Origin of the sequence: Xanthomonas sp. DAR 80977, from assembly GCF_041240605.1 — a bacterium.
Classification (GTDB): domain Bacteria; phylum Pseudomonadota; class Gammaproteobacteria; order Xanthomonadales; family Xanthomonadaceae; genus Xanthomonas_A; species Xanthomonas_A bundabergensis.
Genome location: NZ_CP162487.1, coordinates 1,302,307 through 1,315,019, shown reverse-complemented (window position 1 = coordinate 1,315,019; position 12,713 = coordinate 1,302,307). Strand labels below are relative to the sequence as shown.

The 12,713-nt window shown below is 71.0% G+C and carries 9 protein-coding genes; 3 read left to right on the top strand and 6 right to left on the bottom strand.

Features of this window, described 5'->3' with window-relative positions; genetic code table 11:
• Nucleotides 1-37: 37 nt before the first annotated feature.
• From AB3X10_RS05580 to cysD, 3 genes are all read right to left on the bottom strand, one after another.
• On the bottom strand, nt 38-463 hold the full coding sequence (locus AB3X10_RS05580) for a hypothetical protein (RefSeq protein WP_369979785.1): 426 nt from the start codon (nt 461-463) through the stop codon (nt 38-40).
• A 172-nt stretch (nt 464-635) separates the two neighbouring features.
• Nucleotides 636-2,621 (bottom strand): sulfate adenylyltransferase subunit CysN, encoded by a 1,986-nt coding sequence (cysN, locus tag AB3X10_RS05575; protein WP_369979783.1) that lies wholly within the window; start codon nt 2,619-2,621, stop codon nt 636-638.
• A complete protein-coding gene (gene cysD, locus AB3X10_RS05570; protein ID WP_369979781.1) occupies nt 2,621-3,529 on the bottom strand; it encodes a sulfate adenylyltransferase subunit CysD in 909 nt (302 codons plus the stop codon). Before cysD ends, cysN begins: the two co-directional genes overlap by 1 nt.
• A 207-nt stretch (nt 3,530-3,736) precedes the next feature.
• On the opposite strand from cysD, the gene AB3X10_RS05565 reads away from it, so the two are divergent.
• The 3 genes from AB3X10_RS05565 (at nt 3,737) to AB3X10_RS05555 (ending at nt 8,190) form a co-directional block, all read left to right on the top strand.
• Complete coding sequence (locus tag AB3X10_RS05565; protein WP_369979778.1) at nt 3,737-5,608, top strand: assimilatory sulfite reductase (NADPH) flavoprotein subunit; 1,872 nt, start codon at nt 3,737-3,739, stop codon at nt 5,606-5,608.
• Nucleotides 5,609-5,731: 123 nt separating this feature from the next.
• Entirely contained in the window at nt 5,732-7,453 is a 1,722-nt protein-coding gene (gene cysI, locus AB3X10_RS05560) for an assimilatory sulfite reductase (NADPH) hemoprotein subunit (RefSeq protein WP_369979775.1), read from the top strand.
• On the top strand, nt 7,450-8,190 hold the full coding sequence (locus AB3X10_RS05555) for a phosphoadenylyl-sulfate reductase (RefSeq protein ID WP_369979773.1): 741 nt from the start codon (nt 7,450-7,452) through the stop codon (nt 8,188-8,190). Before cysI ends, AB3X10_RS05555 begins: the two co-directional genes overlap by 4 nt.
• A 317-nt stretch (nt 8,191-8,507) precedes the next feature.
• Here AB3X10_RS05555 and AB3X10_RS05550 read toward each other — a convergent pair whose 3' ends face one another.
• The 3 genes from AB3X10_RS05550 to AB3X10_RS05540 all read right to left on the bottom strand — a co-directional run bounded on the left by AB3X10_RS05550 (nt 8,508) and on the right by AB3X10_RS05540 (nt 12,519).
• Nucleotides 8,508-9,980, bottom strand: a complete 1,473-nt coding sequence (locus AB3X10_RS05550) for a PepSY-associated TM helix domain-containing protein (protein ID WP_369979771.1) — start codon at nt 9,978-9,980, stop codon at nt 8,508-8,510.
• Nucleotides 9,980-12,040 carry a TonB-dependent receptor gene (locus AB3X10_RS05545; RefSeq protein ID WP_369979769.1) on the bottom strand — a complete coding sequence of 687 codons (2,061 nt, stop codon included), beginning with the start codon at nt 12,038-12,040 and terminating at the stop codon, nt 9,980-9,982. The genes AB3X10_RS05550 and AB3X10_RS05545 overlap by 1 nt, the downstream gene beginning before the upstream one ends.
• 68 nt (nt 12,041-12,108) lie before the next feature.
• Nucleotides 12,109-12,519: a DUF2946 family protein gene (locus AB3X10_RS05540; RefSeq protein ID WP_369979766.1), complete on the bottom strand. Its 411-nt coding sequence runs from the start codon at nt 12,517-12,519 to the stop codon at nt 12,109-12,111.
• Nucleotides 12,520-12,713 lie beyond the last annotated feature (194 nt).

The following is a 12,713-nucleotide window of genomic DNA, read 5'->3' as shown; positions in this document are numbered from 1 at the left end:
GCGATAGCGACGCGCCGGCGCATGCGCGCCGCATGCCTCAGCCGGCGGTGGCCCCCCGGCGGCGAGTGAAATACGGGTACGCCACGATGAAGGCCAACGCAGAAGCGGTCCCGACCAGCGTGCGCAGCGCGCCGCCGACGGTGTGCGGGATCTTCCATGCATGCAGCGCAGCGTCGTACCAGACCAGCTGCAACAGCATCAGCCCGAACAGCGCCATCGGCACCCCGAACACCAGCCAGCCGAACGCCCGCACTGCCGGCTTGGTCGTGCGCTCCTGCAGCTTGCCGACGATTTCGGTCGTGGCCAGGTGGTATTGGAACGGATCGGCCGTGGAATACAGCGGCCGCTGCGCTGGCGGCGGCTCGGGCCGCACCGGCTGGTGAGTCACCTGTTCCACCGCCGCCGGCGCGACCAGCTCGGTGACATTGGTCTTGGCCAGCAAGGCCTGCATCTTCTGATCCACGCGTTCCCCCTGAACGTTGCCGCAAGGATCCGGCTCCGGGGTGCTCCTGGATCCACACCGCCTCCCTGCATGCACAGGATGCGCACCGGCGCGGCCGCCGGCAACTCGCGCTGCGCGCCGGCCAGCGTTGGGCAGCATGCATGGCCGGCGCCGCCGGGGGCAGCGCCACCGCTCAGTCGTGCGCGTCCAGCCAGGCCAGCACCTGCGCCGCCAGCGCCTCGGCGTTGTCGCCGTCGGCGCGCAGGTGCAGCTCCGGCTGCTCCGGCGCCTCGTACGGCGAATCGATGCCGGTGAAGTTGGGGATCTGCCCGGCGCGCGCCTTGGCGTACAACCCCTTCACGTCGCGCGCCTCGGCCACGTGCAGTGGCACGTCGACGAACACCTCGACGAAGTCGCCCTCGGCGAAGCGCTCGCGGGCCATGCGCCGCTCGGCGCGGAACGGCGAGATGAAGCTGACCAGCACGATCAGCCCGGCATCGGTCATCAGGCGCGCCACCTCGGCGACGCGGCGGATGTTCTCGACCCGGTCCTCGTCGGTGAAGCCCAGATCGCGGTTCAGCCCGTGGCGCACGTTGTCGCCATCGAGGATGAAGGTGTGGTAGCCGAGCGCATGCAGGCGCTTCTCCACCAGGTTGGCCACGGTGGACTTGCCGGCGCCGGACAGGCCAGTGAACCACAGCACCTTCGGCGCCTGGCCCTTGATCCGCGCGCGCGCCGCGCGGTCCACGTCCAGGTGCTGCCAGTGCACGTTGCCGGCGCGGCGCAGCGCGAAGTCCAGGGTGCCGGCGGCGACGGTGGCGTTGCTCTGCCGGTCGATCAGGATGAAGCCGCCGAGCGCGCGGTTGCGCGCGTACGGCTCGAACGCGATCGCCTCGTCCAGCGCCAGGTTGCAGTAGCCGACCTCGTTCAACTCCAGGCGCTTGGCCGCCAGCCGCTCCTGTGTGTTCACGTCGATGCGGTGCTTGATCTCGCTGACGCTGGCAGACACCGTGCGGGTGCCGATCTTCAGCCAGTACGGGCGCCCCGGCAGCAGCGCGGCATCGTCCATCCACAGCAGGTGCGCGGCGAACTGGTCGGCCACTTCCGGCGGGTCGCCGGCGGCGGCGATCACGTCGCCGCGGCTGATGTCGATCTCGTCGGCCAAGGTCAGCGTCACCGCCTGCCCGGCCACGGCCTGGTCCACGTCGCCGTTGCCGTCCAGCACCCGCGCCACGGTGGAACGGCGCGCCGACGGCAGCACCACCACCGCATCGCCGGGACGCACCTGGCCGGCCGCGAGCGTGCCGGCGAAGCCGCGGAACTGCTGGTTCGGGCGGTTGACCCACTGCACCGGCAGGCGCAGGCCGCTGTCGGCATCGCGCGCGGCCAGGTCCAGGCCTTCCAGGTGTTCGAGCAAGGCCGGGCCGGCGTACCACGGCGTGCGCGCGGAGCGCTGCGACAGGTTGTCGCCGTCCAGCGCCGACAGCGGGATGCACTGCACCTGGGCGATGCCCAGCTGCGCGGCCAGCGCCCCATAACTGGCGGCGATCGCATCGAAGGTGGCCTGGTCGAAGCCGACCAGGTCCATCTTGTTGACCGCCAGCACCACGTGGCGGATGCCGAGCAGCGAGACGATGTAGCTGTGGCGACGGGTCTGGGTCAGCAGGCCCTTGCGCGCATCGACCAGCACCACCGCCACGTCGGCGGTGGACGCACCGGTGGCCATGTTGCGGGTGTACTGCTCGTGGCCCGGGCAGTCGGCGACGATGAACTTGCGCCGGTCGGTGTCGAAGTAGCGGTAGGCCACGTCGATGGTGATGCCCTGCTCGCGCTCGGCGGCCAGGCCGTCGAGCAGCAGCGCGTAGTCGATCTCGCCGCCGCGGGTGCCGTGGCGCTTGCTGTCGGCGCTGAGCGCGGCGAGCTGGTCGTCGAACAGGCGCTTGCTGTCGTACAGCAGGCGCCCGATCAGCGTGCTCTTGCCGTCGTCGACGCTGCCGCAGGTGATGAAGCGCAGCAGCGGCTTCTGTTCGTGTTGCTGCAGGTAGGCGGCGATGGCGTCGCCGCCGGGATTCGGGATTCGGGATTCGGGATTCGTAACAGCGTCCCCACCCCTTCCTGCGTCCACGGCGGAGAACTGCCTTTCCGAATCCCCAATCCCGAATCCCAAATCCCGGCTCATCAGAAATACCCTTCCAGCTTCTTCTTCTCCATCGACGCGCCCGGATCCTGGTCGATCACCCGCCCCTGCCGCTCCGAGGTGGTGGTCAGCAGCATCTCGGCGATGATCTTCTCCAGCGTGTCGGCCTGCGACTCGACCGCGCCGGTCAGCGGATAGCAGCCCAGGGTGCGGAAGCGCACCTGCCGCAGCTGCGGCACTTCGCCTGCGCGCAGCGGCAGCCGCGCGTCGTCCACCAGGATCAGCGCGCCGTCGCGCTCCACCACCGGGCGTTCGGCCGCGAAATACAGCGGCACCACCGGAATCGCTTCGCGGTAGATGTACAGCCAGATGTCCAGCTCGGTCCAGTTGGACAGCGGGAACACGCGTACGCTCTCGCCGGCATGGACGCGGGCGTTGTACAGATTCCACAGCTCCGGGCGCTGGTTCTTCGGGTCCCAGCGGTGCTTGTCGTTGCGGAACGAGAACACCCGCTCCTTGGCCCGTGCCTTCTCCTCGTCGCGGCGCGCGCCGCCGATCGCCGCGTCGAACCTGCCCTGGTCCAGCGCCTGCTTCAGGCCCTGGGTCTTCATCACGTCGGTGTGCACGGTGGCGCCGTGCGTGAACGGGCCGATGTCCTGGGCGATGCCGTCGGGGTTGATGTGCACGCGCAGGTCCACCCCGGTCTCGGAGGCGCGGCGGTCGCGGAACGCGATCATCTCGCGGAACTTCCAGCGCGTGTCCACGTGCAGCAGCGGGATCGGCGGCGGCGCCGGCGCGAACGCCTTCAGCAGCAGGTGCAGCAGCACCGAACTGTCCTTGCCCACCGAATACAGCAGCACCGGATTGCGGAACTCGGCGGCCACCTCGCGCAGGATGTGGATGCTTTCGGCCTCGAGCCGGTCGAGGTGGGACAGGGCGGAAGAACGCATCGGGGACAACGCAAGACTCGTCGGGAAGGGGGTGTGCCGAGGGTAGCAGCGCCCGCGGCGCCTGGGGCGACCGGGGGCCGGCAGTGTGTGATGCGCCTGGCAGGCACTGAAATAAGCGGGGGGCATAAGCCGATAACCCCTGCTCCTTTCTGCGCCGCGCAACGAATCCCTAACATCGGTCATCCCTATCTCCCACCCGGACCGGTCATGACCGCCGCCTCGCCCGCGTTGCCGCCCAGCCCCTTGCCCGACGAGCGCAAGGTGCTGCTGGCGCGGACGGTGGAGGGGCTGGATGCGGCCAGCCTGTGGTGGCTGTCCGGCTATGCCGCCGGCCTGGCCCAGGGCCAGGGCCATGCGCCGCCGTCGCTGGCGGTGCTGCCGGGCGGCGCCGCGGCCAGCCACAGCCCGCAGCGGCTGAGCGTGGTCTACGGCAGCCAGACCGGCAATGCCCGCCGCGCCGCCGAACAGCTGGCCGCCGAGGCCGAGGCCGCCGGGCTGAGCGTGCGCCTGCTGCGCGCCGATGCCTACCCGGCCCGCGAGTTGACCAGCGAGCGCCTGTTGTACGTGGTCATCAGCACCCAGGGCGAAGGCGATCCGCCGGACGATGCGATCGGCCTGGTCGAGTTCCTGCAGGGCCGGCGCGCACCCAAGCTGCCGGAACTGAAGTACGCGGTGCTCGGCCTGGGCGATTCCAGCTACGCCGACTTCTGCGGCATCGGCAAGCGCATCGACGCGCGCCTGGCCGAACTCGGCGCGCAGCGGGTGCTGCCGCCGGGCGAGGCCGACCTGGACATCGACACCGTGGCGGCGCCGTGGCGCGCGCAGGCGCTGGCGCAGGCACGCGAGCTGCTGAAGGGCCCGGCCGTGCCGTCGGCGACGGTGACCCCGTTGCGCGGCGCCGCCACCGCCAGCTGGAGCCACGAGCGCCCGTTCGCCGCCGAGGTGCTGGCCAACCAGCGCATCAGCGGCCGCGACTTCAAGGGTCCGCGCTATGCCGCGCATGGCGAGGCCGACAAGGACGTGCGCCACCTGGAGCTGTCGCTGGCCGGCAGCGGCCTGCACTACGAGCCCGGCGACGCGCTGGGCATCCGCCACCGCAATCCGCCGGCGCTGGTCGAGGCGGTGTTGACGGCGACGCGACTGGACGGTCATGCCGACGTCACCGTCGGCGCGGAGACTCTGCCCCTGCACGAGTGGCTCGCCACGCACCGCGAACTGACCCGGGCATCGCGGCCATTCCTGGCCGCGGTCGCCCGCCGCGCAGCCGCGCCGGCGCTGGAACAGCTGCTCGACCCCACCCAGACCGCCGGTCTGGCGGCGTTGCTGGCCGATCACCAGGTGATCGACGTGCTGCGCCGCTGGCCGGCGGATTGGGACCACAGCGCGCTGCTGGAGGCGCTGCGGCCCCTGGCCCCGCGCCTGTACTCGATCGCCTCCAGCCGCAAGCGGGTCGGCGACGAGGTCCACCTCACCGTCGACGTGCTGGCCTACCAGGCGCACGGCCACGCCCATGGCGGCGCGGCCAGCGGCCATCTGGCCGCCCTGGCCGAGGGCGACAGTGCCGCGGTCTACATCGAACCCAACGAACGCTTCCGGGTGCCGGCCGACGCCAGCCGCGACATCCTGATGATCGGCCCCGGCACCGGCGTGGCACCGTTCCGCGGCTTCGTCCAGGAACGCGCCGAGAGCGGCGCCAGCGGCCGCAACTGGCTGTTCTTCGGCGCCCGCCACTTCAACCAGGACTTCCTGTACCAGGCCGAGTGGCAGCAGGCGCTGCGCAGCGGCGAGCTGCAGCGGCTGGAGCTGGCGTTCTCGCGCGACGTGCAGCCGCTGCGCGACGGCAACGTGCCGGGCAAGGTGTACGTGCAGCAGCGCCTGCGCGAGCACGGCCGCGAGGTCTACGACTGGCTGCAGCACGGCGCGCACCTGTACGTGTGCGGCGCGATCGGCATGGGCAAGGACGTGCACGCCACGCTGCAGCAGATCGTGGCCGAGCACGGCGCGCACAGCGCCGAAGACGCGGCCGCCTACCTCACGGCGCTGCAGCGGGAGGGACGGTATGCGCGCGATGTCTATTGAGGCCGGGATTGGGGAGTCGGGATTGGGGATTCGCAAGCGCCGGCTCCCACGGTCTTCGTGTCGCCGGGCCGCCCTTTCCGTTCCTGCTTTGCCAATCCCCAATCCCGACTCCCGAATCCCGCGATGAGCAACGTCGAAGACATCAAGGCCGAAAGCCGCCGCCTGCGCGGGTCGTTGCTGCAGAGCCTGGCCGATCCGGTCACCGGCGCGCTGCGCGAGGACGACCAGACGCTGATCAAGTACCACGGCAGCTACCAGCAGGACGATCGCGACCTGCGCGACGAGCGGCGCCGGCAGAAGCTGGAGCCGGCCTACCAGTTCATGATCCGCACGCGCACGCCGGGCGGGGTGATCACGCCAGAGCAGTGGCTCAAGCTCGACGCCATCGCCACCACCTACGGCAACCACTCGCTGCGCGTCACCACCCGCCAGGCGTTCCAGTTCCATGGCGTGATCAAGCGCGAGCTGAAGACGACGATGCAGGCGATCAACGCCGCGCTGATCGATACCCTGGCCGCCTGCGGCGACGTCAACCGCAACGTGCAGGTCGCGGCCAACCCGCTGGCCTCGCGCGCGCATGCCACGCTGTACGCCGATGCCGCGCGCGTGTCCGAGCACCTGCTGCCCAATACCCGCGCCTACTACGAGATCTGGCTGGACGAGGAGCAGGTGGTCGGCAGCGGCCAGGAGCAGGAGCCGATCTACGGCGACACCTATCTGCCGCGCAAGTTCAAGATCGGCTTCGCGCTGCCGCCGGTCAACGACGTGGACGTGTTCGCCAACGACCTCGGCTTCATCGGCGTGCTCGATGCCGACGGCGCGCTGGCCGGCTACAACGTCAGCATCGGCGGCGGCATGGGCGCCACCCACGGCGACGCCGAGACCTACCCGCGCGTGGCCAACGTGATCGGCTTCATCGAACGCGATCAGCTGCTCGACGTCGCCACCGCGGTGGTCACCACCCAGCGCGATCTGGGCAACCGCACGCTGCGCAAGCGCGCACGCTTCAAGTACACCATCGACGACCATGGCCTGGACACCGTCGTCGCCGAGATCCAGCGCCGCGCCGGCATCGCGCTGCAGCCGACCCGCGCGTTCGCGTTCGAGCACAACGGCGACCGCTACGGCTGGAGCGAAGGCGAGGACGGCCGCGCGCACCTGACCCTGTCGCTGCCGGCCGGGCGCATCGCCGACCACGACGCTGGCGCGCGCCACCTCAGCGGGCTGCGCGAGATCGCCGAGCTGCTGCGGCGCGATGGCGATGGCGCGCACTTCCGCATGACCTCGAACCAGAACCTGGTCATCGCCGGCATTCCCGCCGCGCAGCGCGATGCGGTCGACACCCTGGTGCGCGCGCATGCGCTGGACACCGGCAACCAGGCGCGCACCGCGCTGGCGCGCGCGGCGATGGCCTGCGTGGCGCTGCCGACCTGCGGCCTGGCGATGGCCGAGGCCGAACGCTACCTGCCCGACTTCGCCGGCAAGCTGGAGCCGCTGCTGGACCGGCACGGACTGCGCGAGGCGCCGATCCTGCTGCGCATCTCCGGCTGCCCGAACGGCTGCTCGCGGCCGTACCTGGCCGAGATCGCCCTGGTCGGCAAGGCGCCCGGCCGCTACAACCTGATGCTCGGCGCCGATCACCGCGGCCAGCGCCTGAACACGCTGTACCGCGAGAACATCACCGAGCCGGAAATCCTCGACGCGCTGGACCCGCTGTTCGCGCGCTACGCCGGCGAGCGCGACAGCGGCGAAGGCTTCGGCGACTTCCTGCACCGCAGCGGCCTGGTCGACCTGCCCGCCTATCCCACCCACCGCCACCTCATTCCTTCGGAACTGCACGCATGAGCGCCCTGCCCGCCTCCGCCAACCACGACTCCGCCAACGCGCCGGTCGCCGCGCTGGACCTCGACGCGGTCAACGCGTTGCTGGCGCCGATGACCGCGCCGCAGCGCGTGGCCTGGGCGCTCGAACACGGACCGGCCGAGGCCGCGCTGTCGTCGAGCTTCGGCGCGCAATCGGCGGCGACGCTGCACCTGCTGACCCAGCAGCTGCCGGACATCCCGGTGATCCTGATCGACACCGGCTACCTGTTCGCCGAGACCTACCGCTTCGCCGACGCGCTCACCGACAAGCTCAAGCTCAACCTCAAGGTGTACCGGCCGCTGGTCAGCCGCGCCTGGATGGAAGCGCGCCATGGCCGCCTGTGGGAACAGGGCATGGTCGGCATCGAGCAGTACAACAACCTGCGCAAGGTCGAGCCGATGCGCCGCGCGCTGGACGAACTGAAGGTCGGCACCTGGTTCACCGGCCTGCGCCGCAGCCAGTCCGACAGCCGCGCGCAGACCCCGTTCGTGCAGAAGCGCGGCGAGCGCTACAAGATCAACCCGATCGCCGACTGGAGCGACCGCGACCTGTGGCAGTACATGCAGCAGCACGGCCTGCCCTACCACCCGCTGTGGGAAGAAGGCTACGTCTCGATCGGCGACTTCCACACCACCCGCCGCTGGGAACCGGGCATGCGCGAGGAAGACACCCGCTTCTTCGGCCTCAAGCGCGAGTGCGGGATCCACGACGACGTCTGAGGCAGGACGCTCCACCGCCGGATACCGTCGGGGCTGAAGCCCCTCCTACAGTGCACCCAGCAGGTACCTCGCACCGCCTCCTGTAGGAGCGGTTTCAACCGCGACGAGCGAAGTAGTAAACCTTCCGACTTCGGACACCGTCGGGACTGAAGTCCCTCCCACAGTGCACCCAGCAAGTGAGCCGCAAGTCCCTGTGGGAGCGACTTCAGTCGCGACGAGCGAAGCGATGAACCTTCCGGCATCGGATAACTGTCGGGGTTGAAGCCCCTCCTGCAGTGCATTCGGCAAGCTCAACGACGCCTGCCAGCCGCGCCACTTCACTCGCGCCGCAGCACCCACCACCAATCCAGCGCCAGCATCAGCAGCAGCGACACCCCGACCAGCGGGAACAGCATGCCGCCGACCGCCAACAGCGCCAGCACACCGCGCAAGGTACGCCGCTCCGCCGGCAACGGCGGCACGCCCAACCCGCCGGCCGGCCGGCGCTTCCACCACATCAGCGCGGCGCTGACGCACAGCAGCAGGATCCCCAGGCACGAGGCGATCAACAGCAGCTGGTTGAACATGCCGTACTGCTGTCCCAGGTGCACGTTGATGCCCCATTCCAATGCCTTCGCCATGGGTCCGTAGTCGGCGTAGCGCATGTCCAGCAGCACCTTGCCGCTGTACTGGTCGAGATGGATCACCCGCTGCTGCGCCAGGTCCGGCGGATACACCGACGCGGTGTACACGCCGCGCACCCCGCGCGGCAGCGCCACGCTGTAGCCGGCGGCGATGCCGCGCGCCTGGAACCGCGCCACCGCCGCGTCCAGGCCGATCGCGCCGGGTGCCGCAGGCGGCAGCGCCTCCATCGCCATGCCGCCATGCGCGGCGTGCACGTCGTCGCCACTGTCCGCCGCGCCTGCCGCAACAGGCGCGACTGTAGCCATCGGCATCGGCATCGGCATCGGCATCGGCATCGACACAGCCTGCGGCAGCTGCGACTGCGGCAAGCGCGCCTGGCGCAGCGACCAGGCCGGCACGTCCTCGTCGCGCAAGCGCTGCGTGGACATCGGCAGGTCCACGCGCAGGCCGGCCGGATAGCCGTAGTGATGGCCGTTGATCAGGCGGTTGACCTGCTCGCCCCAGAACCACGACCACGGCATCCCGGTCAGCGCCAGGAACAGCAGCATCGCGCCGACCACGCTGCCGGTCAGCGCATGCAGGTCGCGCCAGAACACGCGCTGCGGCGGCCGCCCGCGCACGCGACTGACGCCGCCGCCGCGGCCGCGCGGCCACCACAGGTAGACCCCGGTCAGCACCAGCAGGATCGCCCAGCCGGCGGCCACTTCGATCAGCGCGCTGGCCCACGGCCCGACCAGGGCCAGGCTGTGCAGGCGGCGGATCGTCCACGCCACCGTGCCGTGCTCGGGCAAGCGGCCCAGCACCCGCGCCCGGTACGGATCCACGTACACCACCACGCGGCGGCCATCGGCCGTGCCCACGGTCACTTCCGCGGATGCGTCGGGTCGCGCCGGCGTGGCATAGCGCAGCGCCTGCCCCGGCTGCGCCGCCAGCGCCGCGGCGACCAGCCGTTGCGGCGCAGCCGGCTGCGCCTGCGCCGGTACCGCGACCGTCTTCAGCGCGCGGTGGAAGTAGCCATCGATCGGCTGCTGGTAGACGAAGGCGGCGCCGGTCAACGCCAGCCAGGCCAGCAGCGGCAGCACCAGCAGGCCGGCGTAGAAATGCCAGCGCCACACCGCGCGGTAGAACCGCGCCGGCGCCGCGGCGGCCGCACTCGGCGCGGCCATCACCAGCCCCAGCTGAGGCTGGCGTACAGCGCGCGGCCGTCGCCCGGCGAGTAGCCGGACGAACCGCTGTCGTACCAGGCGTAGACGTAGTGGCGGTCGCTCAGGTTCTTCAGCTGCAGCGACAGCTCGCGCTGCGCGCGCCATGCCCAGGTCGCGCCGACGTTGGCCAGCGCATAGCCGCCATAGCGGCCCAGCGTGTTGCTGCGCTCCACGTAGTAGTCGCCCTGCGCATTGCCCCAGGCCGACAGCTTCAGCCGCGGCGTGGCCTGCCAGTCGATGCCGGCGCTGGCCAGGTAGTGCGGCACGTTCTCGATCTCCTTGCCGCGCGTGGCCGGCGCGCTCGGGTCGGGAGTGACGATGACCGCGCGCTGCCGCGAATACGCCAGCCACAGCGTCCAGCCCTCGTCCGGGCGCAGGTTCAACTGCGCATCCCAGCCGCGGCGCAAGGTCTTGCCGACGTTGCCGACCTCGCCGCTGCCGACAGTGCCGTTGACGCCGAGGATGGTCGCCACTTCGTCGGACGCGCGCTGCTCCCAGTAGGCGATGCGCGCATCCAGCCGCTTGGCGTCGGCGAACTTCAACCCGGCTTCCCAGCCGTCGTTGTACGACGGCGCCAGGTTGCCGGGCTGGCTGCGGTAGGCGCCGTTGCCGCTGCCGATCTGGAAGGTGCGGCCGATGTTGGCGTAGGCGCTGGCCTGCGCGGTCAGCGCGAACACCGCGCTGAGCTTGGGCTGCCGGATCGCGCCGTAGGCGTAGGCCGGGTAGCGCGCGCCGCCGAGCCGGTCGCGGAAGCTGCCGTCGACCCAGTCCACGCGGTACGCCGGCACCAGCTGCAGGCGCTCGACCGGGCGGATCACCGCCTGCACGTAGGCGCCGCGCGTGTCCAGGTCGAAATCCCAGTCGCGCAACGGCGCGGTGCGGACCCGCGCCACGGTGCGATAGCGTTGCGAGGTGTTGTCCTGCCATTGCCCGTCGATGCCGCCTTCCAGTGCGAACGACGCCGCCCAGTCCACCTCCGGACGCCAGCTGGCCTTGGCCAGGAAACCGCGCTGGGTCTCGTCGGTATCGCGCTCCTGCTGCGCGCCGGCGGCGGTGAAGCGCACCCAGCGCTGGTTCTGGTAGCGATTCCAGTACAGCTTGGCGCTGCCCTGCACGGCATCGGCCAGTTGCGCGTCCAGATGCAGGCTCACCTGCCCGGTCTGGCGCTCGCTGCGATCGTCGCGCGCATAGTCCGGCGAACTGCGCGGCGCGCGTTGCGCACTGGCGTAATCCAGATAGCCCGCTTCCAGCGCCGCGTTGCGGTAGTAGCGCGCACTCAGCCCGGCGCGCCAGCGCGCATCCGGCGCGGTGTAGAACCACTTGCCGGCGAAGGCGCGCTTGCGCGCGTCGGCATGGTCGCGATAGCCGTCGCTGTCGCGCCAGGCGGCGAAATAGTTCTGGCTCCAGCCGCCGCGTTCGATGCCCTGGCTGGCCTGTATCTCGCGGGTGCCGAAACTGCCGGCGGTGATGCTGGCGCGGCCGTCGTTGCCGCCGCTGCGGGTCAGCACATCGACGCTGCCGGCGATGGCGTCCAGCCCGTAGCGCGGATCGTTGGTGCCGCGCACGATCTCGATCGCGGCGATGTCCAGCGGAAACACCGCATCCAGGTACGGCATGCCGCCGGCGTTGTCGTTGCTGGGAATGCCGTCGATCAGCAGCTTGACCGCGTTGACCCGGCCTTCGCCGTTGAAGCCGCGGAACGAGAAGCGGCCGGCGTCGGTGCCCATCTTGAACTGGGTCACCTGCACGCCCGGCGCGCGCATCAGCAGCTCCCAGCTGTAGTCCACGTGCTGGTCCTGCAGCAGGTCGCCGCCGAGGATGTCCACGGAACTCAGCACGCTGCGCGCGGCCGGCGCCGCCAGGGGGTCGGCGTTGACCTGGACCTTGCCCAGGGTCAGGGCGGAATCGCCGGCGGGAGGTTGCACGCCGCTGTCGGCGGCATGCGCCGGCGCGGTCACGCTGGCCGCGAGACAGACGCAGCCGTACGCCGCCATGCGCGGCACGGAAAGGAAACGGATCATCGATGGCTCCATCAGCACGAAGACGTGCCGCGGCGACGCCGCGGCACGAGGGACCGCTCAATCGTGTTTCAGGAGAACGCGGGCGGCCCGCGTGCAGGATGCGCACGCCACAGGTCCGCGCCCACCGCCGGCAGGCGCGGCGCGGCCAGCGGCGCGCGCTGGCGCAACCAGGGCAACACCAGCAACACCAGCGCCAGCAACGGCAGCAGGCGCGCGGCCAGCAGGCAGTAGTCGCATGCCTGCTCGTGCGGCATGCCGCCATCGTCGTGGGCGCCGGCGTGGGCAGGCGACGACACGGCCGGCAACGCAAGGATCGATTGCAGGCCGCGGCTGGTGCACAGCGCGCCGGCGGCGGCAGCGGCCCAGTCGCCGGAGCGCGCCTGCCGCCAGCGGCTCAGCAACGGCGCAGCCAGCATCAGCACGATCGCCAGCATGGCGAGCGTTCCCCAGAGCGACATCGGGCGGCGGCGACGGATCACCGCCGCAGTCTAGTCGAGGCCCCGCGCCGCGCCAACGCGACATAAGCGCGCATCCCGGTCGCGCGCAACGGCCGCCGATCGCGGGCCGCCAAGGCCGACCGCGATCGCCATCCGCCGGCTCGCCCCCGCAACTGCGACGGCAGGCGACGCGGCGAGCGAATCGCACGGCACCTTCGGCAACGCAGCCCTGTCGG